This window comes from Caulobacter segnis, from assembly GCF_031454995.1.
Taxonomy (GTDB): domain Bacteria; phylum Pseudomonadota; class Alphaproteobacteria; order Caulobacterales; family Caulobacteraceae; genus Caulobacter; species Caulobacter segnis_E.
In genome coordinates this window covers 50,755-72,536 of record NZ_JAVDRV010000003.1, presented here as the reverse complement: position 1 = coordinate 72,536, position 21,782 = coordinate 50,755, and the positions used below count along the sequence as shown (strand labels likewise).

At 68.2% G+C, this 21,782-nt stretch carries 23 protein-coding genes and 1 pseudogene; 10 read left to right on the top strand and 14 right to left on the bottom strand.

What is annotated here, in order from left to right:
• The first annotated feature begins 4 nt into the window (after window positions 1–4).
• Window positions 5–700 (top strand): response regulator transcription factor, encoded by a 696-nt coding sequence (locus tag J2728_RS12605; RefSeq protein WP_309999605.1) that lies wholly within the window; start codon window positions 5–7, stop codon window positions 698–700.
• On the opposite strand, the gene J2728_RS12600 is transcribed toward J2728_RS12605, so the two are convergent.
• The 6 genes and pseudogenes from J2728_RS12600 to J2728_RS12575 form a co-directional block, all read right to left on the bottom strand.
• Window positions 652–1,755, bottom strand: coding sequence for a sensor histidine kinase (locus tag J2728_RS12600; protein ID WP_309999603.1), 1,104 nt, complete (start codon window positions 1,753–1,755; stop codon window positions 652–654). The two genes, J2728_RS12605 and J2728_RS12600, sit on opposite strands and share 49 nt — an antisense overlap.
• The gene (locus tag J2728_RS12595; protein ID WP_309999602.1) at window positions 1,752–2,240 is read right to left on the bottom strand and encodes an ABC transporter substrate-binding protein; all 489 of its coding nucleotides are present in this window, start codon (window positions 2,238–2,240) and stop codon (window positions 1,752–1,754) included. The genes J2728_RS12600 and J2728_RS12595 overlap by 4 nt, the downstream gene beginning before the upstream one ends.
• 75 nt (window positions 2,241–2,315) lie before the next feature.
• Window positions 2,316–3,110: an MlaA family lipoprotein gene (locus J2728_RS12590; RefSeq protein ID WP_309999601.1), complete on the bottom strand. Its 795-nt coding sequence runs from the start codon at window positions 3,108–3,110 to the stop codon at window positions 2,316–2,318.
• Window positions 3,111–3,309: 199 nt separating this feature from the next.
• Window positions 3,310–3,589: pseudogene (locus J2728_RS22400) on the bottom strand (DDE-type integrase/transposase/recombinase); the annotation flags it as partial.
• A gap of 86 nt (window positions 3,590–3,675) precedes the next feature.
• On the bottom strand, window positions 3,676–4,599 hold the full coding sequence (locus J2728_RS12580; protein ID WP_309999600.1) for an alpha/beta hydrolase: 924 nt from the start codon (window positions 4,597–4,599) through the stop codon (window positions 3,676–3,678).
• Window positions 4,600–4,756: 157 nt separating this feature from the next.
• Window positions 4,757–5,161, bottom strand: coding sequence for a hypothetical protein (locus tag J2728_RS12575; protein ID WP_309999598.1), 405 nt, complete (start codon window positions 5,159–5,161; stop codon window positions 4,757–4,759).
• A gap of 156 nt (window positions 5,162–5,317) precedes the next feature.
• On the opposite strand from J2728_RS12575, the gene J2728_RS12570 reads away from it, so the two are divergent.
• Window positions 5,318–6,037, top strand: coding sequence for a response regulator (locus tag J2728_RS12570; protein ID WP_309999597.1), 720 nt, complete (start codon window positions 5,318–5,320; stop codon window positions 6,035–6,037).
• 13 nt (window positions 6,038–6,050) lie between these two features.
• A complete protein-coding gene (locus J2728_RS12565; protein WP_309999595.1) occupies window positions 6,051–7,406 on the top strand; it encodes an ATP-binding protein in 1,356 nt (451 codons plus the stop codon).
• Between the two features lie 216 nt (window positions 7,407–7,622).
• Here J2728_RS12565 and J2728_RS12560 read toward each other — a convergent pair whose 3' ends face one another.
• Window positions 7,623–9,119, bottom strand: a complete 1,497-nt coding sequence (locus J2728_RS12560; protein WP_309999593.1) for a serine hydrolase domain-containing protein — start codon at window positions 9,117–9,119, stop codon at window positions 7,623–7,625.
• Between the two features lie 214 nt (window positions 9,120–9,333).
• Between J2728_RS12560 and J2728_RS12555 the strand changes: the two genes are divergently transcribed.
• From J2728_RS12555 to J2728_RS12540, 4 genes are all read left to right on the top strand, one after another.
• Window positions 9,334–9,792 carry an RNA polymerase sigma factor gene (locus J2728_RS12555; RefSeq protein ID WP_309999591.1) on the top strand — a complete coding sequence of 153 codons (459 nt, stop codon included), beginning with the start codon at window positions 9,334–9,336 and terminating at the stop codon, window positions 9,790–9,792.
• Entirely contained in the window at window positions 9,786–10,763 is a 978-nt protein-coding gene (locus J2728_RS12550) for a FecR family protein (RefSeq protein ID WP_309999589.1), read from the top strand. The genes J2728_RS12555 and J2728_RS12550 overlap by 7 nt, the downstream gene beginning before the upstream one ends.
• Window positions 10,764–10,868: 105 nt before the next feature.
• Window positions 10,869–13,352, top strand: coding sequence for a TonB-dependent receptor (locus tag J2728_RS12545; RefSeq protein WP_309999588.1), 2,484 nt, complete (start codon window positions 10,869–10,871; stop codon window positions 13,350–13,352).
• 72 nt (window positions 13,353–13,424) lie between these two features.
• The gene (locus tag J2728_RS12540) at window positions 13,425–14,336 is read left to right on the top strand and encodes a metallophosphoesterase family protein (protein ID WP_309999586.1); all 912 of its coding nucleotides are present in this window, start codon (window positions 13,425–13,427) and stop codon (window positions 14,334–14,336) included.
• A gap of 164 nt (window positions 14,337–14,500) precedes the next feature.
• Here J2728_RS12540 and J2728_RS12535 read toward each other — a convergent pair whose 3' ends face one another.
• From J2728_RS12535 to J2728_RS12515, 5 genes are all read right to left on the bottom strand, one after another.
• Entirely contained in the window at window positions 14,501–14,821 is a 321-nt protein-coding gene (locus J2728_RS12535; RefSeq protein ID WP_309999584.1) for an ArsR/SmtB family transcription factor, read from the bottom strand.
• A 62-nt stretch (window positions 14,822–14,883) separates the two neighbouring features.
• The gene (locus J2728_RS12530) at window positions 14,884–15,333 is read right to left on the bottom strand and encodes a PA2169 family four-helix-bundle protein (RefSeq protein WP_309999582.1); all 450 of its coding nucleotides are present in this window, start codon (window positions 15,331–15,333) and stop codon (window positions 14,884–14,886) included.
• A gap of 59 nt (window positions 15,334–15,392) precedes the next feature.
• Window positions 15,393–16,343 (bottom strand): oxygen-dependent tRNA uridine(34) hydroxylase TrhO, encoded by a 951-nt coding sequence (trhO, locus tag J2728_RS12525; protein ID WP_309999580.1) that lies wholly within the window; start codon window positions 16,341–16,343, stop codon window positions 15,393–15,395.
• Window positions 16,336–16,770, bottom strand: coding sequence for a SufE family protein (locus tag J2728_RS12520; RefSeq protein ID WP_309999579.1), 435 nt, complete (start codon window positions 16,768–16,770; stop codon window positions 16,336–16,338). The genes trhO and J2728_RS12520 overlap by 8 nt, the downstream gene beginning before the upstream one ends.
• Before the next feature lie 46 nt (window positions 16,771–16,816).
• Entirely contained in the window at window positions 16,817–17,611 is a 795-nt protein-coding gene (locus J2728_RS12515; RefSeq protein ID WP_309999576.1) for a sensor histidine kinase, read from the bottom strand.
• Window positions 17,612–17,804: 193 nt separating this feature from the next.
• On the opposite strand from J2728_RS12515, the gene J2728_RS12510 reads away from it, so the two are divergent.
• On the top strand, window positions 17,805–19,532 hold the full coding sequence (locus tag J2728_RS12510; RefSeq protein WP_309999574.1) for a sensor histidine kinase: 1,728 nt from the start codon (window positions 17,805–17,807) through the stop codon (window positions 19,530–19,532).
• A gap of 48 nt (window positions 19,533–19,580) precedes the next feature.
• Here J2728_RS12510 and J2728_RS12505 read toward each other — a convergent pair whose 3' ends face one another.
• The gene (locus J2728_RS12505; protein WP_309999572.1) at window positions 19,581–20,429 is read right to left on the bottom strand and encodes a hypothetical protein; all 849 of its coding nucleotides are present in this window, start codon (window positions 20,427–20,429) and stop codon (window positions 19,581–19,583) included.
• Between the two features lie 106 nt (window positions 20,430–20,535).
• On the opposite strand from J2728_RS12505, the gene J2728_RS12500 reads away from it, so the two are divergent.
• Both J2728_RS12500 and J2728_RS12495 read left to right on the top strand, forming a co-directional pair.
• Window positions 20,536–20,874, top strand: coding sequence for a DUF1491 family protein (locus tag J2728_RS12500; RefSeq protein WP_309999570.1), 339 nt, complete (start codon window positions 20,536–20,538; stop codon window positions 20,872–20,874).
• 136 nt (window positions 20,875–21,010) lie between these two features.
• Window positions 21,011–21,391, top strand: a complete 381-nt coding sequence (locus J2728_RS12495; protein ID WP_309999569.1) for a hypothetical protein — start codon at window positions 21,011–21,013, stop codon at window positions 21,389–21,391.
• Between the two features lie 13 nt (window positions 21,392–21,404).
• Here J2728_RS12495 and J2728_RS12490 read toward each other — a convergent pair whose 3' ends face one another.
• Window positions 21,405–21,542: a hypothetical protein gene (locus J2728_RS12490; RefSeq protein ID WP_309999567.1), complete on the bottom strand. Its 138-nt coding sequence runs from the start codon at window positions 21,540–21,542 to the stop codon at window positions 21,405–21,407.
• Window positions 21,543–21,782: the final 240 nt, after the last annotated feature.

The following is a 21,782-nucleotide window of genomic DNA, read 5'->3' as shown; positions in this document are numbered from 1 at the left end:
ACCCATGCGCGCCCTGCTGATCGAGGACAATGTTCGGCTCGGCGAAGCGACCACCCGGTCGCTGGTCAAGGCCGGCTTCACGGTCGACCTGTTCGACACGCTGGAAGACGGCTGGCACGCTTGGCGCAGCGTGACCTACGACGTGGTGATCCTCGACATCATGCTAGGTCGCGAAAGTGGGCTGGACCTGCTGGCCCAGGCTCGCGCCGCCGGCCTGCGCACACCGGTCCTGATGCTGACCGCCCTGGGTAGCGTCGACCAGCGGGTTCAGGGCCTGGAGCGCGGCGCTGACGACTATCTGATCAAGCCCTTCGCCATCGAAGAACTGGTGGCGCGTCTGCGGGCGCTGGGACGTCGGCCGGCCCTGACGGCCGACGTCCTGCGCTACGGCGACCTAGAGTACGACCAGGGCGCGCGGGAGATCTGCGTCGGCGGCGCGCGCCTGCCGTTGTCGCGGGGCGAGAGCATCGTACTGGAGCGCTTCCTGCGCCATCCCGACCGTGTCGTGACCAAGGCTCAACTGGGCGACAGCCTGCACAGCCTGGACCAGGACTACACCGACAACTCGATCCAGGTGCACGTCCATCGCGTGCGCCGGAAGATGGCCGAGCTGGGCGCCGACGTGACGATCCGCGCGCTGAGGGGTCTAGGCTACATGGCCGTCCGGTTACCGCCCGCGGGAACCTGCGCGACCGACTGATCGCCGCGATGGCCTTGCGGCCGAAAGTCGAGCTCGAAACACGCGCCGCGCTCGACGGAGGTCAACCGCGCCACGCCGCCGTGCCGCTCCATGATCTGGCGGACGATCGACAGGCCCAGGCCGGCGCCAGCACCGCTTGGACTCCCACGACTGAAGCGTTCGAACACCCGGTCCCGGATCTCGGCCGACACGCCAGGCCCATCGTCACTGACCCGCACCACGGCGTCGGCGGTGACCGCCACGAGGATCTCCGCGCCGGGGGGCGTATGGCGGACGGCGTTCTCAAGCAGATTGCGCAGAGCCGTCCCCACAAGCCCGGCCTGGCCGTCGAGCGTGAGCGCCTGGACCGCGCTATCGAAGCCGAGCGTCCGACCGCTGGACAGGATGAAGCTGGCCATATCGCTGGCCACGTCTCGCGACAGCGCGACCAGGTCGAAGCGCGTATTGGCCCCCAAGGCGCCGCCCTCGGCCTCGGCCAATGCGAGGAGCTGGGCGATCAGTCGCCCTAGCCGCTCGAACTCCTCGCTGGCCGCCTGGCGCTCGCTCGGCTCCAGCAGGCTCTCGACCTGGGCCCGCAGCGTCGCCAGCGGCGTGCGCAGTTCGTGGGCGGCGTTGGCCGAGAAATCTCGCTGCGCGCGCAGGCCGGTCTCCAGCCGATCGAGGGCGGCGTTAAAGGCCTCGACCAGCGGGGCGACCTCACGCGGGGCGCTCTCGACTGGCAGCCGAGCGTCTATGGTGGCGGGACCGATGCCGCCGGCCAGCCTCGACAGGCGCCGCAGCGGTCGCAGGCCGATGTGCAGGGTCAGATAGACGCCGACCATAATCAGGCTCACCAGCAGCAGGATCTCCGTCGCGCTGTCGGTGGTCTCGGCCAACAGGCGCGCTGGTTGCATGCGCTGAAGCATCGACATGGCGTGCTCTTCTGGCGTGTCGCCGTTGGCCATGGCGAACAGAATCGTGGCGGCGACCGCCAGCAGGACCAGCGGCACGAGCATCCGCATCAGCGACGGGCCGCCCAGTCTTCGAGACAGACGCATCAAGGTCCGGCGCGTCATCGGCATGTTCCTCCCTTGCGGCGTCGCCCCTTCGACCGGTGCGCGTCGACCAGCCAGATTCCGCGATATTCCATGTCGATCAGCCGCCATCCTCCCACCGATCGCAAGACGCGCCAGGACATCTGGATCGGCGCGAAGGCGCGGCTGTTCCGGACCGTAAAACGGACGACGACCTCATCAAGCTTGGGAGCCGTCGATCCCAGCAGGGTGAAATCGTCGGCGGACCCGTACCAGAGCCGTCCGTCATAGGCGTGTCCGACATGGGAGGCGAGCGTCGCCGCGAAGCGCTGTCGCCGCGCCGCGGTCAGCCCGGAGGCGCGAGCGCCTAGGATCAAGTCCGCGATACCTCCGAAGTCCGCGACCCGGACCATGGCCGAAGCGAAGGCGCCCGCCCGCCTGGACGGGGTCAGGGTCGCGTCGGCCATGATGCGCAGAAGATCCCGCACGGTCTCGGCCACGAAGGCTTCGGCTTCCGACTGGCTCACGAGGACCGTCCATGGCGCGGGGAGCGCGCATTCCATGAGAACGCGCCAAGGACTGAAGCGATAGGTCATGCGCGATCAGGGCTCGATCTTGGCCGCGTCGAAGTCTGGTAGCACTTGGGCGCCGCCGCGAGCCTGGCGAACCATGTCCGCCCGGTTCTGCAGGTAGGCGGACCGCATCATCGCATAGGGATCCGCCGCGTCGTCCAGGGCGCGAAGAAAGCCGTCGGCGTTGGCGCGTCCATCGAGCATGGTGGCGCTGGAGCGGATGGGGCCGAACATTTTCGGACCGCCAGCCGTGGCCATGGCGACGGGATCGGTCATCATATCGACCAACTGGCCGACGCCGTCTCGCAAGGTGGTCGGCCCCATCAGCGGCAGGACCAGATAGCGCCCCGAACCGGCGCCGTAACGGCCCAGGGTCTGGCCGAAATCGCCCTGGTGGCCTTCCAGGCCCAGCTTACCGCCGACGTCGAACAGGCCAAGCCCCCCGACCGTCGTGTTGATCAGAAAGCGCGAGGCCGTCACGCCGGCCGCGCGTGGGCGCCCCTGAGCCAGATCGTTGATGGCGGTGCGCGGCTCGGCCAGGTTGGCCACGAACGAGGACACCCGGCCGCGAACGACACGCGGCGTCACCTTCATGTACCCCCGTCCGATCGGCCCGATTAGGACGCGATCGAGGCCCTGATTGAATTTGAAGGTCTTTCGGTTGAGCCCTTCCCATGGATCGTGTGCGAGGGGACCGACTTCCCGCGTCAATTCAAGCGGGAGTTCAGGGAGGGCTTTCGCCAGAGCGTGGTGCGGCGCGGCGTATGCCAAGGTCAGGCTGGCGATCAGCCCTAGGCGACGGGCGGCGGAGAACGACTTGGTCATGACGTTGGGCTCCAGGAAGGACGCCCAGCCCTATGGCCGCCGTAGCTTGCTCGAAGCTTTCTTTGTGAGACGTCTCGTCCGCGGGGGGGGAGGGGGGGGGCGGGATCGCGCCAATTTCCGCCGTCGCCGCGCCTCCAGGAATGCGGCGTTCGATGAAGGCGCGTCGCGCACTGGGACCGCGTCAAAGGGAGCTGTCAAGTTAATCGCGCCAGGTCACAGAGGTCGAATACTTGGCCGCCTCAGGGGGGGAGTCGCCGCCCACGCGGCGTGAGCCCTGGGCGCGGAAGCGCCGAAGTGTTGAGCGGCTGACCAGATGACGTTGGGTGTTGAAGGTGTTGTAGACGGCGGCGTGGGTGGTGGGAACGCGCTGAACGGAGGCCGGGCTTTTTGAAGCCTTGCATCCTTCGCTCCCGCTGTCGGATCGGCAGGTGCGAGTTCTCCACCCTGTTGTTCTCGCGCAGGCCGCCCGAAAGATGCAAGTGGCCGCGCAGCAATCTCGCTAAGAACTTTGTGGCCGCGTCGGCGTCTTGGCGCCGCCGAAGGAGGATGTCGGCTTCCTTCAGCGTCACAGCCGTTCAGCGATAAACCGATCCACGGCGTCGGTGTAGTCGCCGGGCAGGCCCAGGGCGCGATTGACATCGGCGTGGGTCAGGGGCTGGGACAAGACCGGCATCGGGACGTTCGCCCGCCTCGCCAGGGCCTGGAAGGCGCGGGCGTCGTCGCAGGGCTTGTCCGGACGCTTGGTCGAGCAGATCAGCATCATCGGCACGGCGGACGGCGTCCACTGGTCCATCGGCGAGGCCTTGGCCCAGCCGGCGGGATCACCGCCGAACGCCTCGTCGTAGAACTTCGGATGGCGGCCGGCCATGGTCTCGGAGACCTTCAGCGTCGCCGAGTCCAGCACCACCGTCCCGGCCCAGGGTTGGCCGACCATCGCGGGCTTGGACGAGAGCAGGGCGACCAGGTGCGCGCCGGCCGAATGGCCCATCAGGATGATGTGGCGGTTGCTGGCGCCCCAGTCGGCGGCGTGGCTCTGCGTCCAGCGCAGGGCGGCGGCCACGTCCTGAGCCTGCGTATAGGCCATGGCCTGGGGCAGCATGCGATAGTTGACGCTGACGAACACGAAGCCCTTGGGCAGCCAGTGGCGAAGCTTGTTCTCGACCGGGCCCGTATTGGCCTTGTCGCCGATCTTCCAGGCGCCGCCATGGACCATCACGATCACCGGCGCGTCGCGCGGGACGTTCGGCGGGATGTAGATGTCGACAGCCTGGGCCGGATCGGCGCCGTACGAGGCCGTCAGCTTGCGGGCGCCGGGCAGGATGGCCTGGAGGTCGATCGGGCGCTCCTCCTCGGCCTTCTTCTCCTGCAGGCGCTGCATCATGCGTTCACGCATCTTGCCGCGCGGGCCGATCTGGGCGTCGGCGACGCCGCCAGCGGTCAGCGAGACGGTCAGCGCGGCGGCCAGGGCGAGGGTCAGTGGGCGGGTCATCTTCAAGGTCAGTGCTCCAGCGAGAAAGCGATGGCCGACGCGCGATACTAGGGGGCTGCCGCGCGCCGGCCTCCGGGACCCGTCCGTGGACAGGCTCGGACTCTGGCGTCCGGAGCGCGCCGGGCGAGGTTTCGCCGCCGACGCGCTCCGGCCTCGATCAGGGGCGGCTCACAACGCCGCTGACCGAACGGATGTCGCCGTCATAGCCGGTGCGGCTGGCGTTGTAGCTGTAGGTGCCGTCGCCGTTGTTGACGACGCTGGTCGCGCGGTTGGCCGAGGCGCCGTTGTTGAACGTCCGAGAGGCGCTTCCGGAATAGGCGCCATCGCTCCAACTGGCGGCGCGCTGGCTGGCGACTCCGTAGCCGCCGTTGGTCTGGGTCCCGCGAGAGACCGAGACGGCGCCCGGCTGGCGGTTGACATGACGGTCGTGGACGTAGCCACGGCCATAGGCGCCCTGCGCGCGGACCGTGTGGCCATGCTGGCCGGCCTCGGCGGCGGGAGCGAGCGCGATGAACAGGGCCGTGGCGGTCATGCCGGCGGCGGCGAAAACAGTCTTACGCATGGTGTCTTCCATCTCTGGGGTGACGTCCCTCGTCGCTGGACAGAAAACACGCTGGCGCGCTCGCCCCGATGTTTCCTCGCCGACGAAACGTGTCGAAATGTAATCGTGGGCCCCTTGGCCTTTTCCGCGCCGCGCGCCTGGGGCAAGGCTTTGGTCATGATCGACAACACCCTGATCGCGGTCGTCGAGGACGACGCCGAGATCCGCGACCTGACATTGGGCCTGCTGCGCCGGGAAGGCTGGGAGGCCGTGGGCTGCGAGGACGCCGCCGCCTTCGACCGACTGGCCGCCCGCCGTCGCGTCGACCTGGTTCTGCTGGACATCATGATGCCCGGCGAGGACGGCCTGTCGCTGTGTCGCCGCCTGAGGGCCACGGGCGACACGGCGATCTTGATGGTCACGGCCAAGGGCGACGACATCGACCGCGTGGTTGGGCTGGAGATCGGCGCCGACGACTACCTGCCCAAGCCCTATGTGCCGCGCGAGCTTCTGGCCCGAGTGCGCGCCATCCTGCGCCGCACGCGCGAGATCCATCGGGTGGCCGTCGCGCCGCCGGGCGAGGTCTATGGCTTCGCCGGCTGGCGGCTGGACTCGGCCAGCCGCGATCTCCTCGACGCCGCCGGCGCGCCGGTGGTGCTGACGGGCGGGGAGCACGACCTCTTGATGGCCTTCCTGCGCCACGCCCAGCGGGTGCTCAGCCGCGACCAGCTGCTGGACTGGACGCGGGGCCGCAGCGCCACGCCATACGACCGCTCGATCGACGTCCTGCTGGGCCGCCTGCGCCGCAAGCTGGCCTCGGGCGCGGGCGGCGAAGGGCTGATCAAGACCGTGCGCGGCGGCGGCTACCTGTTCAGCGCGCCGGTCGAGCGGCTTTGAGGGGGCGCCGCCGATGGTGATGCTGGACAACCTCTCCTCGCGCATCGCCGCCATCCTGCTGGCGGGCCTGATGATCCTGCTGGTTCTGGGCGCGGCGCTGCTGATCTGGCCCTCCGAGGATGGCGGCGGGGTGCGCTTCTACCAACTGCCCCAGCCAGCCGAGGCGGTGGCCATGGTCGAGGCCCTGGACGCCTCGCCGCCCTCGGCCCGCCCCGCCGTGATGAAGGCGCTGGACACCGGCGTGATCCGGGCCACGCTCGGCGCGGACTTTCCCGTCTCGCTGCGGCGCGCGCGTCCCGCCGACGCGCGTGATCCCGGCTACGGGGTCTACGACCGGGCGCTGGCGGGGCGCGACTGGCGGATCGAGGTGCTGCGCGGCGGCCGGCTCCGTGACGGCTTCATGCCCGGACGCGCGGCCCTGCGCCTGTCGGTGCGGCTGGAGGACGGATCGGTCCTGACCCTGCGCCGCCGCGCGCCGGAGGCGGCGCGGCGCTATCTGGGCCGCATCACCCTGGCTTGCGCCGCCCTGCTGGCGGTGACCCTGCTGATGATCCTGGTGGCCGTGCGCCAGACGACCCGGCCTGTCGAGAGCCTAGCGCGCGCGGTGGCGCGGTTCGGCGACGACTTGGACGCGGCCTCGCTTCCCGCGACGGGGCCTCGCGAGATCCGCGAGCTTTCGGCCGCCTTCAACACCATGCGCGGACGAATCCGGGGGCTGGTCGACGAGCGCACGCGCATGCTGGCCGCCATCGCCCACGACCTGCGCACCTACCTGACCCGGCTGACCCTGCGGGCCGAGTTCATCGCCGACCCCGAGCAGAGGACCAAGGCGACCCGCGACCTGGCCGAGATGTCCCAGTTGCTGGACGACACCCTGCTGTTCGCCCGCCAGGAGGCCGGGCGCGGCGAGGGCGCGCGGCCCGTCGAGGTCCGGCGCGAACTGGAGAGCCTGGTCGCCCTGCGCGCCGACATGGGCCAGGTCGTGGCCCTTTCGGGGGGCGCGCCCGTCACGGCCCTTGTCTCGCCGGTCGCCTTGCGGCGGATGCTGGACAACCTCGTGGACAACGCGGTCGCGTATGGCGGCGGCGTGACGCTGGAAGCCGAGGTCACGGATGGGGAGGCGCGTATCACGGTGCTGGATCGCGGTCCTGGCCTGCCAGACGCGGCGCTGGCCCGCGTCACCGCTCCGTTCGAGCGCGGCGAGGCCTCGCGCAACCGACGCACCGGCGGAGCGGGCCTGGGCCTCTCGATTGTCCAGGCCCTGGCCCAGGCGCAAGGTGGCCGGCTAGTCCTGGCCAACCGCGAGGGTGGGGGTTTGATGGCGACCATAGCGCTGCCAACGCCCTTGGGTCGGCTCGCGGAGCCATGATCCTCGGCGGTCCGGCGAAGGTCCCGAAGACCCGGGAGCGGACGCGCCGGGCGCACTGGATTTAGGCTCTAGCGCGGCGCCCAGGGGCAGACCTTCGCAAGGTCAGCGATGAGCCATGAACGGCCTGCGCGGTCGCTCCGAGGGCGACATCCAGCGATGCTGGCGAACGGGCGAATGCAACGGTCTGGCTAGACGCCAGGGGACCTCTGAATGCGCTTACTGGCGCGAATAGTACGCCGACGAACTGGTCTCGGGCATGAAGACCGTCAGCCCGCGCACTTTGCCCCAGGCGTCGCGATGGAATTCAAAGGTGAAGGCGTAGAGGCCCGACAGGGCGAACCTAGCTGGTCCCAGCGGCGCCAGCGGCATCGGCGTGTCCTGACCGGTCGGCGTGATCGCGACGGTGTCGTCGGTGACGCCCACCCGCAGGGTGTCGTACTCGAAATTGTCAGCCAGCGCTCGACGCAGATCGGCGGGCGTGGCGGGGTCGAGCCGATAGCGGCCGGCGAAGTCCGGCGACGGCGGCGCGCGCGGCGCGACGGCGCGTAGCGGCGGGTGCGCGCCCTGTCCAATCGCGTCGGCCAGGGCGTTGCGGACCTCGGCGATCAAGGCTAGGCCATTGCTGCCATTGGTTAGGATCACGAAGCCGTCGCCGGTCTCGAGATAGCCTTCCATGAGGGCGAGGTAGCTCTGGTTGGCGCCCAGGTGGAAGAAGTACCGCCCCGGGCCGGCGCCGCTCAGCCGCGGCCCCAGGCCGAAGGGGCTGGGCGCGATCTCGGTCATCATCGCCCTCGCCAGGGGCTGGGGCAGGAAGTCGCCGCGTCCCTGGTAGCTCCTGATCAAGCCGCCCACGAACTGGCCCAGGTCGTTCGCGCTGGTCCACAGGCCGGACGCGCCGGCCTCGGCGAAGCTCTCCCAACCGCGCGGCAGGGCGGTCGGCGCGCCCTGGGCGTCGTGGGCCTTGGCGATATTGCCGCGCGCCGCCGACAGTGGGCTCTCAAACGTGCTGCGCTTCATGCCCAGCGGCGCGAACACCCGAGTCCGGGCTAGTGTTTCGAGGGGCTGCCCGGTCGCATCCTCGATCACGGCCTGCTCGACGGTGATTCCGCCCCCCGAATAGTCGTTGAGGGCGCCCGGCGACCACTTGAACCGCACGGCCTCGTTCTTGGCCGGCTTCTCCCCGTTCAACACCTGGACCAGGGTCGGCAAAGGCTCGGCGGGCTGGTAGTCGGCGAAGCCGTGCACGCCCAGGCCCGAGGTGTGCGACATCAGCATACGCAGGCTGACGTACGGCTCGGGGACCTCGGTCGAGGCTGGAAGCTTCCAGCGCTTCAGGTAGTCGTCGACGTCGCGGTCTAGGTCCAGTCGACCGTCCGCGACCAGTCGCAGCGTGGTCGCCGCTGTCACCACCTTGCTGATTGATCCCACCGAGAACAGCGTGTCGCCGTCGACCTTGTCCTGGCTCCCGGCTTCGCGAACGCCGTAGCCGACCGCGCTCACGACCTCGCCGTCCCTGAGTATGGCGACGGCTACTCCTGGCACCTTGTAGTGAGCCATGCGCTCTGTCAGCGCCCAACCCGGCGTCGTCTGGCCCGCCGCGATCACGTCGGGACGCAGGCCGCGGTCAAGAGCCGCCAGCGGATCGGAGTTCGCCGCCCATCCTGGCGTCGCGATCGCGGCGACCAGGGCCACTCCCAGCAGAAGACGGCTCATCAATCGCGCTCCACATCGCCACCAGCGCGACCTTGGATCATCCCGTTGTCGCCGCGAAGTTAAACCGCCGTAACCATGGCGGAGCCTCGAGCCGCCCCGCGCTCGCGGAGGTCGGCGTCACAAAACTGAGGCGCAAATGTCGGATTCGACGTCCCCGTTCGTCTACGGAGATGGGCGCGTTCGCGGGCAGGCCATGGATGGGTTGAAGCAAATCTTGCGTAAGGCGCGCGGAGCGGTCATCCGACGGGGCGTCCTGGCGCAGGACGCCGAGGATCTCGTCCAAGAAGCCTTCCTGCGGGTCGAGGCGTTCGGGCGGCGCGAGGGGGCGCCTGTCACCGAAGGTCGCGTCGTGGTGGCCGCGGTGAACTTGTCGATCGACGCGGCGCGACGCCGTCGGATCGCGCCCTTCATCGACCTCGACGACACCACGCCGCTGATCGCCGATGAAACGCCGGCTCCCGACGAGATCCTCCGCGCGCGGTCCAAGCTCCGTCACGCGGCCAAGGGACTGGAACGCTTGCCCGAGCGTACGCGTAGGCTTCTGTTGGCGCGCCGGATAGACGGACTCAGCTACGCCCAGATCGCGGAGAAGGAAGGCATGAGCGTCGCGGCGGTGGAAAAGCATGTTGCGCGCGCGACCGTCGAGCTGACGAAGTGGATGGATCTATGGTGACGCCGGCCGCACCGCGTCGCGACCGCGTTCGGGCGGAGGCCGCCGTATGGTTGATACGCATCCAGCGCGAGACCGGCGTGGAGGAAACCCGCCAGGCTCTGCAGGACTGGCTGTCGCTGGATCCCGAGCACCGGCTTGCTTTCCAGCAGGTAACCGAGACCTGGGAGTTTCTGCCCGGCGCGGCGGCGTTGATGTCGCCAACGCAGTCGGCGTCCGCGCGCTCTAGTCGAGGCTTCGCCCCTCGGCGCTCGGCGATCCGACCCGCCTTCGCTGGACTGGGGCTGGCGGCCTGCGTGCTGGCGGCCATCGGGGTCATCACGATCAAGGGCGGGCCGGTCTATGTCACCGAGGAGGGGCAGCATAGGGCCATGACCCTGGCGGACGGCTCGCGCCTGACGCTCAACACCGACAGCCGCGCCAAGGTGATCTATTCGGCGACCGAGCGCCGGATCCGCCTGGATCGCGGGGAAGCCGCGTTCGACGTGGCTCACGATCCGGCCCACCCGTTCGTCGTCGTGGCCGGGACGACGGAAGTCCGCGCTCTGGGTACGGCCTTCGTGGTGCGACGGCAGGGCGATCGGGTCTCGGTGACCCTGGTGCGCGGCAAGGTGGAAGTCTCTGGCGCGGGCGCGGACTCGCGCGGCGCCAAGCGGGTGTTGGCGATCCTGACCCCGGGCCAGCGGCTGCGGGTGGCGCCGCAGGCGCAGCCCCAGCTGGACACGCCGCCTATCGAGATGGTGACCGCCTGGGAGCAAGGCGAAGTGATCTTCGAAGGCGCCACCCTGGCCGAAGCCGCCAACGAGATGAATCGCTATGGACCCATCAAGGTCACGGTCGACGCCGATGTCTCGGACCTGCGGATTTCCGGCGTCTTCGCGACCAACCAGGCCGCCGAGTTCGCCACCGCCGCGGCTCAGCTGCACGGGCTCAAGGTCGTGCATCGGGAGGATGGGCTGGACCTGCGGCGATAGGCGGGCCGCCGCCAAGTCATGAAATCTTCATGTCGGATCGGCGCGAAGGCTTCGTTTCCCTTGTGAGGGTCCCGCTGGATCCTCTCCAGTCTTCAGGGGATCCAGATGCCTTTCAAACACGCCGCCGTCGCGAGCGCGGCCGTCTTGGTAGTGATGGCCGCCGGAGCGGCCCAAGCCCAGGCCCAGTACGCCTTCAACCTGCCCGGCCAGTCTCTCGAGCGTTCGCTGACCGCCGTCGGCCGTCAGGCCCAGGTCAATGTTGTTTTCCGCCCCGAGCAGGTCAGCGGCAAGGCCGCCGAGCCCCTCAAGGGTCGCTTCACCGCCGACGCCGCGCTGCGCCGACTGCTGGTCGGGTCGGGGCTGGACGTCCAAACGACGCCGGGCGGCTCCTATCTGCTCGTCGAGGCTCCTGCTCCGCTCGCCCAGGCTGACGTCGCGGCGGTCGACGAGGTCGTGGTCGTGCTGGGCCGCGGGCGCACGCGCCAGATGCAGACGCTCTCGAGGGCCGAACTGAACAAGCTTGCCCCGGGCACTTCACCTCTGGCGGCGCTGAACAAGCTGCCGGGTGTAAACTTCACGTCCTCCGACCCGTTCGGCGCCTATGAATGGGCCCAGCAGGTGACCATCCGCTCGTTCACCACCGACCAGATGGGCTACACCCTGGATGGCCTGCCCCTGGGCAACATGCAGTACCGCAACAACAACGGCCTGAGCATCGGCCGCGCGCTGCTGACCGAGAACAACGGCGCCACCTCGCTCTCGCAGGGCGGCAGCGCCCTTGGCACGGCCTCGACCAGCAATATCGGCGGCACGATCGATTTCACCTCCATCGACCCGACCGACGCGTTCGGCGTCGATATAGCCGGTACCTACGGCAGCGGCGGCACCTGGCGCGGGTTCGCGCGGCTTAACACGGGCAAATTGCCTGGCGGCGGCAGCCTCTACGCGGCCTATGCCCGGCAGGACACCAAGAAGTGGAAGGCCGCTGGCGAGCAAAACATCGAGCAGGTCAATGTGAAGTTCGTCCAGCCGCTGGGCGAAGCCGTGCGTTCGACCACCTTCGTCGACTATGCCGACCGCCGCGAGGACGACTACGCGGACTTGTCCTTCGCCCTGGTCAATCGGCTGGGCTGGAAAGTCGACACCATTAGCGACGACTTCGCCCTGGCCGAAACGCTCGCCACCGCCCTGCAGACTGGCGGCGCCGTTCCCAAGCCGTATCTCAACGCCGACGACGTCTACTACAACGGCGGCGGCGTGCGGCAGGACACCCTGGTCTATGAACGGCTCGACTACGACGTGACGCCGTCGCTGTCGGGTTCGACGACCGCCTACTATCACCGCGATCACGGCATCGGCACCTATGCCAGCCCCTACGACGCGACACCGCAGGCGTATGGCGGATCGTCGGTCTCGGTTTCAGCGCTGCGCTACGACATCGACCGCGCCGGACTGATCAGCCGCCTGAGCTACACGTTGGGCGATCACAAGTTGGATGCCGGGGTCTGGTACGAGAACAACGACTTTCACCAAGCGGCCTATCTCTATGGCCTGACCAAGGGCGTTGCTCCGACCAATTTCCAGCGTTTCTACGACAATCCCTTCCGCACGCGCTGGGACTATCGATTCAGCACCAAGACCTACCAGTTCCATGTCGGTGACACCTGGTCGGTCACCGACGACCTGAAGGTCAACGCCGGCTTCAAGGCGCTGAAGGTCACGAACGACGCCAAGACGATCACCAGCAAAACGCCGATCAATGGCACGATCGAGGCCAAGGACTACTTCCTGCCCTCGGCCGGGATCCTGTATCGCCTCGATGAGCGCAACGAGTTGTTCGCCGGCTTCACGCGCAACATGGCCGCCTTCGTGGCCTCCGCGTCCAGCGGTCCCTTCTCGACCACCCAGGCCGGCTTCGACTACATCCGCAAGGACCTGAAGCCCGAGAAGACCCGCACCCTGGAGGCCGGCTATCGTTATTCCAGGGACGGGCTGCAGGCCACCGTCACCGCCTATGACGTCGCCTTCCAGAACCGCCTGCTGGCCACCTCGATCAGCGCCACGATCGTCGGCAACCAGAACGTTCTGCAGAATGTCGGCGGCGTGACCTCGCGCGGCGTGGAGACGGCGATCAACTGGCGCTTCGCGCCCGACTGGTCGCTGTTCGGCAGCTTCGCCTACAACGACGCCAAGTACGACGACGACGTCAGGCCGCTCGGCGGCGCGGCGATCGCGACGAAGGGCAAGCGCGTCGTGGCCGCCCCGAAGACCGTCGGCGGCGCCGAACTGGCCTATGACAACGGCGCGGTCTGGTCGAAGATCACGGCGCACTATCAAGGCGAGCGCTTTTACACCTACCTGAACGACTCGCCGGTGAAGAGCTCGACGGTATTTGATCTAGCGGCTGGCTATCGCGTCCCTCGGACGCGTGTCGAGGTGCTGCTGAACGTCACCAACCTGTTCGACAAGCGCTACTACTCGTCCGTTGGCACCAGCGGCTTCGTCAATACCGACCCCACGGGCTCGTACACGACGCTGCAGCAAGGCGCGCCCCGCCAGGTGTTCGCCACCGTCCGCGTCAGCTTCTAGTCCGGTCCAAACGCCGCCGAGGTCGCGCCTCGGCGGCGACGCCTTTCGAGCAACATGATGATCGAGACCGCCATGAACCGTCGAACCCTGCTTCGCGGAGCGCTTGTCTCCGCCAGTTGCGCCGCCGCCGCGACCGCCCAGGCCCAGCCTGGGGGTTTCAAGTTCGTGTTCCTCAGCGACACGCACATCCAGCCCGAGGACGGGGCGGTCGAGGGCGTGCGTCGCTGCTTCGCCCAGGTGGCGGCCAGCGACGCCGATTTCGTGGTGCATGGCGGCGACCATGTGTTCGACGCCATGGAAGTGGGACGCGCCCGCGCCGACGCTCAGATGGCGCTCTATCGCGAGTCCGAGCGCCTTCTGGGCAAGCCCGTCCATCACGTCTTGGGCAACCACGACTGTTTTGGGCTCTTCGAGAAGAGCGGGGTCGACCCGTCCGAGCCTGGCTACGGCAAGCGCTATTTCACCGACCAATTTGGGCCGACCTACTACGGTTTCAGCCACAAGGGCGTGCGGTTCCTCGTTCTGGACTCGATCGGCTTCAAGGGGCGCAACTACGAGGGCCGCATCGACGCCGAGCAGCTGGCATGGCTACGTGGCGAGTTCGCGATCCTTTCGCCCTCGGATCCGGTGGTCGTCCTGACCCACATCCCGTTGGTGACCGCGCTTGAGTGCTACGAGCCCGAAGACTGGGCGGCCTCGCCCTATGACTGGACGCGGGTGATGAACGGCCGGGAGGTGATGCGCCTGTTCCAAAACCGCAATGTGCTGGGGGTGCTTCAGGGACATGGTCACGTATACGAGACCGTCGAGGTCGCCGGGGTGCGCTATATCTCCAGCGGCGCGGTCGCTGGCGCGGACTGGCGCGGTAGCTTCCTTGGTACGCCGGAGGGCTATTTGGAGGTGACCATCGCCAACGGTCGTCTCGATACCCAATTCAGAACCTACGGCTTCACGCCGCCACGCCGCCGGGATGTCCCGATTTGACGCACGGGTGACGGCGCGCGCGGCCTGGTCGTCGACCTCCCGGCAACGAGGGCGGCCCCTCATCCACGCGCGCGGGCGGCGCGGCCTGGAACGCGCTATTCTCGCATCGGCGTTACGGCCTGAAGGCGGCCGGTAGCCCTTGCCGAGCGCCTCATCGAGAAGGCCTAGATCTCCGCCAACTGGGCCAGGTACGCATTCAGCACGTCCCGCTGAAGCACCAGGAAGGCGAACTTGCCCTGGCGGCAGATGCGGATCAGGCCGGCGTTCTCCAGCTCCTTCATGTGGTGCGAGAAGGTGGCCGCGCTGACCTCGATGAGCTGGGCGACGGCGCCGCAGGGCGTGGGTTCGCTGGCGGCCCCGATTTCCTTGAGAATCCGCCGGCGGCGAGGCTCGGCCAAGGCCTTGGCGATCAGGTTCACCTGCCGCTCATCCAGCACGAGGTGTTCGGCGAGGGCGGGGCGCGGCGCGTCTTCCATGGTCGTCATATGCGTTGGGACGCGCCAGGAAGCAAATGGGCGGGACCTTTCGGACCCGCCCTTCGCATCGTCTAGTGCTTCAGCATGTGCTTGATGTCGCGCATCTGGTCGTGGCCGGATTTCACCGACGTCCAGGCGCGCTCGATCACGGCGCGGGTCTGGGGATCGACGTCGGCGTCTTGCATGGCCTTTTCGTACTTGGCCTTGATGTGGTCCTCGCCGGCCTCGACCTCGTTGACCACGGCCTCGTCGCCCTTGGTCATGGCGTCCTTCAGGTTCAGGAACGCGCGGTGAGCGGCGGCCAGGATGGTGCCGTCGTCCTTGGGCTCGCCGCCGAGGCGACGAACTTCTTCCTGCAGTTCCGAGGCCACCGAGCGGCGTTCCTGGGCGCGACGTTCGAACAGATCCTTGTAGCGGCTGTTGTCGGCGTCCTTGGCGGCCTCGGCGTAGCCGTCGGCGCTGTCGATCGTGGTCTCGACCAGGCCGTTGACGAGCTTGATGTGATCTTCGTTGGTATGCATCGGGAGGCTCCTCGCGTGGGGAAGGGGAGCCTGGTCAACGCGGGCGGGGCGGGAAGGGTTCAGCCTGTTCTCGCGGGCGGCCGCGCGCCGACATGCTCTATGCCCAAGGCCTCGCAATGCAGGGCTTGGCGGTGACGCTCGGCGGCCCTGGCCTTCTGGTCCTCCGTTCGCCGATCATGACAAGCGGGGCAGGAGACGCCCTCGACATAGAGGGGCGAGGCTTGGTTCTCCGGGCTGACCGGCATGCGGCAGCCTCGGCATAACACGTGGGTTCCCGGCGAGAGCCCGTGGCCCACCGCGACCCGCTCGTCGAACACGAAGCACTCGCCGCGCCAGAGACTTTCGGGCTCGGGGACCTGCTCCAGATAGTCGAGGATCCCGCCCTTCAGATGGAAGACCTGCTCGACGCCTTCGGACTTCAGGAAAGCGGTCGATTTCTCGCAGCGGATCCCGCCGGTGCAGTACATGGCGACCTTCAGCGGCGGGGCGCCTGGACCGCGCGCGGCCTCGACCTCGGCGCGCCAGTCGCGAAACCAAGCCGGGAATTCGGAGAAGCTCGCGGTCCGGGGATCGACCGCGCCCTCGAACCGGCCGACGCCGACCTCGTAGTCGTTGCGGGTGTCGATCACCACGACGTCGGGATCGCTGATCAGGGCGTTCCAGTCGGCGGGGGCGACATAGGTCCCGGGATCGGTGGGATCGAGGTCCGGCTCGCCCAACGTCACGATTTCTTTCTTCAGCCGCACCTTCATCCGGTGGAACGGCATGCGCTCGGCCCAGGCGGTCTTGGGCGCCAGATCGGCGCAGCCGGGCAGGGCGCGGATGTGGGCGAGCACGGCCTCGATGGCGGCGTCCTCGCCCGCGATCGTGCCATTGATCCCCTCGCGCGCTAGCAGCAGGGTGCCCTTGACGCCCAGGCCACAGCACAGGGTCGCCAGCGGCGCTTGGATCGCGGCCGGATCCTCGAACCGCGTGAACCGATAGAGCGCGGCGACCCGATACCTAGCCAAGGTTCGCCAGCGCCTCCTGGGCGTCCCGCTGAATACGGGCGACCATCGATTTCAGGCCGTTGGAGCGCTGCGATGAGAGAGCCTCCGACAGGCCCAGCCGGTCGAGGGCGGCCTTGGCGTCGAAGGCGACGATGTCGGCGGGCGCGCGGCCGGAATAGAGGCGCAGCATGATCGCGACCAGGCCGCTGACGATATGGGCGTCGCTGTCGCCGCGGAATGTCAGGGTTCCGTCGGCCTGGGGCTCTGTGACCAGCCACACCTGACTGGCGCAACCGCGGACCTTGTTCTCGTCCGAACGCTCGGCGTCGGTGAGGGGGGCGAGCTCCTTGCCGAGCTCGATCACATAGCGATAGCGCTCTTCCCAGTCGCCGAGCAGTTCGAACTCGTCGGCCAGTTCGTCGAGGGCGGCGTCGATCGGGTTGGTCATGGGCGGGCGTTTAGGCGCCTTCGCCCGTCCAAGGCAAGCGTGGCGATCAGCCCGCCCGCAGGATCAGCCGCGCCAGGAACCCCGCGCCCAGGCTGGACGACAGCTTGAGCCGCCCGCCCATGGCGCGTGACAACAGGTCCACGATCGGCAGGCCCAGGCCCACGCCCTCGTTGGCGCGGGTCAGGGGCGAGCCGCCTTGCTCGAACGGCTGCAGCAGGCGCGGCAATTCAGCGCTGTCGACGCCTGGACCCTGGTCTCGGATCGTGACCTCGACCTCGGCGCCGATCCGCCCCGCGGCGACGTGCACCACCCCGCCGGCCGGCGAGTGGGTGACGGCGTTCTGCAGCAGGTTCGACAGCATGGTGCGCAGGCCCCGGCTGTCGGCGAGGACCAGGGGCAGGGCGCCCTGGCCGATGATGTGGATGATCACCTCGCGGCGGGCGATTTCGGGGCGCAGGCCCTCGATCACGTCCTCCAGGGCCTCGTCGAGGCTTTCGGGGGTCATCTTGATGTCGGTGACGTGGCCTTCCAGGCGCGCGATCTCGACGATCTGATTGACCAGCTTCAGCAGCTTCACGCCGCTTTCGTGCACGATCTGCGCGTATTCGCGGTACTGCGGCGCGCCAAGCGGGCCGTACAGCTCATGCGACAAAATCTCCGAAAAGCCGATGACGGCGTTCAGAGGGGTGCGCAGCTCATGGCTGACCATACGCAGGAAGGAACGCTTGCGATCGTCGAGCGCCGCGCGGCGACGCTCCTCCGCCGCCGTCCGACGCTCGGTCGGAACAGCGTCGTCGAAGGGCACGATAAGCGATGCGTCCAGGGACGCCGGTTCTGGCATTACGAACTCCCGGACCTTCTGTCCGCACCAATCAGAGTCGGACCATGACGCATGGCGCTTACGATTCCGTTTCCGTCCACAGCGAAGTCCGCCATTAACCTCGCTTAACGATTGTGCGCGCTTGGCCGGAACCTGCCGCTCGCGTTAGGCTTCATGGAACGGCGACTCCCGCCGCAGTCGAAACCGGCCGGCCTTGGAACTCGAAGCGCGACCAGACTCGATCAGGCGTCCCGCTCCTACAGCGGGGTTCGATCCCGCGCTTGCTTGGCGGCTGGGATGGCTGGGTGCTGTCTGTCTGGCCGCCGCGGCGGCGTTGTTCATCGTCGACGCCCGCGCCTGGCCAATCTGGAGCGCTTTGGCGGCCGGCGCCGCGCCCGCCCTGGCCGCCGTGATGTTCACGCGCGGCGGCGAGCGCGCCGAGTCTCTTTTGCTGGTGCTTTGGGCCGTCGGCGGAGCCGCCGCGGCGTCCCTGACCGGGGGCGTGTCGGGCGCGATGGCGGCCTGGTGTCTGGCGCCCGTCGCCGCGGCCTCGACCATGAATCGGCCCAAGCGTCTCGCGGAAGGCGCGGCCCTGGCCTTGATCGGCGGCTGCGTGGCGGCCCTGATTCAGCTTTCGGGCCTGGCTCCACCCGCGCCGACTGGACCCCTGGCTTTCCTTTTGGGTTTCCTGGCCTTGGTCACCATGGGCCTGGGTCTCGCCGCCGGGCTTCTCATCGGCCGTCGTCGCCAGGAGCTGCGCGAGGATCGCGACGCCCTCGAGATCGGCTGGCTGGAGACCTTGCTGGATGGGCTTCCTTATCTGGCGCTCGCCGTGCGAGGCCATGATCAGGTCACGACGGTGCGCGGCTCGGCGCCGCTGGGCATGTCAATCGAGCAACTGATGACGCGCGGCCTCGCCGAGTCGGCCGCGCCCGCGGACCGCTCGCGGCTCGCCGCCACCATCGCCCAGGCTCATCGCGATGGCGCGGCCAGCCTGGACTTCGCCCCCGCGCAAGGCGTGGAGCGCGTCGTGGCTCTGGACCTCCAGCGCGTGGCGCCTAACCAGTTGGTCGGGGTCCTGCGCGACGTGACGGCCGAGCGCGACCGGGCGGCCGCCCTGGAACAGGCCCGCGCCGACGCCGAGGGCCTGGCCGCGGGCCGCGCGCGCTTCCTGGCCAATATGAGCCACGAGCTTCGCACGCCGCTGAACGCCATCATGGGTTTCTCGGACATCATGCGGGCGCGGATGTTCGGTCCTCTCAGCGATCGTTACGCCGAATACGCCGAGCTGATCCACGAGAGCGGCGGGCACCTGCTGGATCTGATCAACGACGTGCTGGACATGTCGAAGATCGAGGCCGAGCGGTTCGAGTTGCAGCGCGGGGTCTTCGACGCGCGCGAGGCTGTTCAGGCGGCCATGCGCCTGCTGCGGGTCCAGTCGGACGGCGCGGGTGTCCAGTTGCGCGGCGTTCTGCCGCCGGGCGAGCTGGAGGTCGACGCCGATCGTCGCGCCTTGAAGCAGATCGTGTTGAACCTCGTCTCCAACGCTCTGAAGTTCACGCCCCGCGGCGGCCAGGTGACCGTGACGCTGGACGGCTATGACGGCGTCCTGGAAATCGTCGTGGCGGACACGGGTGTTGGCATCAGTCCCGAGGACCTGGAACGGCTGGGGCGGCCCTACGAGCAGGCCGGCGGTGCGGAACAGCGCGCCCGGGGCACGGGGCTTGGCCTGTCGCTGGTTCGCGCCTTCGCCAAGCTGCACGGCGGGGAGATGGCCATCGAGAGCCGTCTGGGCGCTGGCACCACGGTGTCGGTGCGGCTACCGGTGCTGCTGGCGGTGCTGCCGCCGGCCAAGACGCCCGAGCCCGAAGCGCCGGTCGAAGACACTTCCCCGCCGCCCTCGAGCCTGGGTGACAACGTCATCGCTTTCGCGCCCCGCTGATCGCGAAGCCTTTCCGCTTCCGACGTCTCCACCGGAAGCGAGGGGGCTCTAGCGCAGGAACGCCCGTCCGGCCGCGAAATCGCCCACCTCGACATAGGCCTTGCGCGTCATCTCGTCAGCGCGTCCGGTAAAGACGAATTCGATCGTCACCGCCTCCCGGGGATCCAATCGCGACATGGCGTCGGCCACGGCGATGGGGAAGCGGAAGGCGAGCCCTGTCTTGGCGCCGGTGGGCAGAAGGGTCGGCGGGGCTTCATCGCGGGTCTCGGCGTTGAACACCAGGCTGGCGTTGCGCGGCGCGACCTTGCCGTTCAAGGCCCGGCCCGAGCGCTGATCGATATAGGGACCCAAGGTGCGGCGGGTGTCGCGCATGATCACGCGCGCGGCGTAGGGGCGCTGGCCGGTCTCGAAGGTCGCGACGGCGGTGACGGCCTTGTCGCGTCCGGCGAGGCCGAACATCAGCCGGTCGCCGCCGAACGCCGACATCTGCGATAGGCGCCAGAATGGAATGGTCGCCGACGAGGACCGATCGGCCTTCCACGACGCGACGTCCCCAGGGTAGCTCATGGTCTGCATCTGGGCGTAGCCGTCGAAAGCGGCTTTGACGCGCGACGCCGCCAAGGTCAGGTCCTTGGAATTGCAGGCCGAGGCGCCGGCCTTGGCGCGGGCCCTCTGCTCCAGCGCGGAGACCTGCTGCTCGCTGACGCCCGAGCGTAGGGTGGCGCCCCTGGCCTGGGCGCGGGCGGCGTCCAGCGCGGCCGAGATCGGAGGCGCGAACAGACGGCATCGCGCATCCGCCGCGGTCATCAAGGTGCGTTCGTACAGCTGGTCGGCGGCCTCGGCGGCGCATGGTCCCGCGGGCGCGGCGAGGATCCCCGCGAGAACGACCGCCGTCATCCCGCGACGGGCGCGACCTTTATGATGCTCTGCGGACGTCATTGGCCTATGGGTGAGACACTCGAAGAGCGGGTTCTAGGCCAGCTCGGGTTGCGGTTCGGTTAGCATGCTACTTTCGACGGACATCTGGATTGGCGCGCTGATCCGGCGCGCGGAGCTGAGCGGGGCGTTCGCCACCGTGGCCCGCAAGGGCGACGCGCGCGCGGGCGCGGTCCTGGTCAAGGTGATCGACCGTCGGGCTGGAACCGCCAGACTCTACAGCGAGGCGATGCGCGGGGATGGCGAGCGTTTCTGGATGCAGCCGGTCCGATCCGTGTTCGAACCCGACCTGGACGCTTATGTCGAGCGCGCCGCGCGCATCGATCCCGATATCTGGCTGGTCGAGATCGAGGATCGCGAAGGGCGACATTTCCTGACCGAGCCCGTCGAATCCGACCCGGCCTGAACGGACGAACTCGGCGCGAGACGGCCGTTGATCGGTGGCGAACCACGTCGGCGCCCCATTAACCCTGATCCTAAACCCGACTGAAAGCCCGGATCGGGTATCTGTCCGGCTCGTAGCCGTTCAGCCCGTGACGCCCATGCTTTTCTTGATGAATGACGTCATCCTCAGCTTCGACCCGAGCGAAGTGACGCCGCCCGTGACGCGCGAACGCTTCGCGAAGTTGTCGCTGAACAGCGTGCTGGATCTCGGGAAAGAGCTGTTTTCGGAAGAGCCCATCCTGCAGCACAAGGACGTCGAGCGGGCTCAGCGTCTCGCCGCTCTGATCATCGCCAAGGCGCCGGATATCAATGCGGCTCTGTTCGTGGCCCCCGCGCGCGGTTGCATGGTCGAGGATGTGCAGGCTCGCTACGTGCAGCTCAGCGTGGAAGTCATGGGCGCGTTGCTGCACCGCCAGAACGCGGGCGCCCTTACCAACGCGGAGGCCGACCGTCAGGTCTGGCAGCGCTTGGCGGCCTAGAGCCCGCCGCGCTCTAGAACGTCACGAACGTCATCAGCCAGCTGATCATTATCGCCAAGCCGATGAGGCCGGCGATCGTGACGCCAAGACACAGAGCGCTGCCGGCGGGGTGTTGCCGGCCCTCGGAACGGTGATGGTCAAGCAGGGCCATCTTTCTATTTCCTCCAAACACCTGACGATCTAGCGTCGTCATTGGTGATTGGGCGAGCATGACTCCAAACCCATTCTTCGAATAGAGGGTTTCTGCCCGCCTGGTGAGCTCTTCGTGGAGACATGGTGACGCGGTTTGGGCGAGCGAAACTCGTTTTGGTCGTGGCGTTCAACCCTTGGTGTAATGTTTGAAGAACGCCGTTCTGAGCCTTCATCGAACCAACACACGTCTGTCGTCCAC